Origin of the sequence: Streptomyces sp. WM6386, from assembly GCF_000972385.1 — a bacterium.
GTDB lineage: Bacteria > Actinomycetota > Actinomycetes > Streptomycetales > Streptomycetaceae > Streptomyces.
On record NZ_JXTE01000609.1, the window covers coordinates 1 to 374 of the forward strand.

General features: G+C 75.1%; 1 protein-coding gene. It reads left to right on the forward strand.

The window, feature by feature from the left end; translation table 11 throughout:
* A partial coding sequence (locus TN53_RS42915; protein WP_046264349.1) for a tetratricopeptide repeat protein occupies positions 1 to 267 on the forward strand: 267 nt, incomplete at its 5' end.
* Positions 268 to 374: the final 107 nt, after the last annotated feature.

Sequence of the window (374 nt, forward strand, 5' to 3'; positions counted from 1 at the left end):
TGGAATAACCTCGGCATCGCCCTGCGGAAGGATGGCCGGGCGGAGGAGGCGATCGAGGCGTACGACAAGGGCGTGGAGATCTGCCGGGAGTTCGGGGACTGGTACGGGGCGGGCGCGACCCTCGGAAACCTCGCCCGCGCCCACGAAGCAGCCCACCGCCCCGCCGACGCCCGCGCCGCCCACCTCCAGGCGGCCGACGCCTACGCCCAAGCCAACGCCCCCACCGAAGCAGCCGCCGCCCGCGCCCAAGCCGAGAACCTCCCCTAACCCACCCATCCCCCGCCACCCCCGCCCTCGGCAAACCACCCACATCCGAGTCCCACCCCCAGGCTCCCGAGCCGCCCCGAACCCCCCGACAGCCGCCGCGGCGCCCG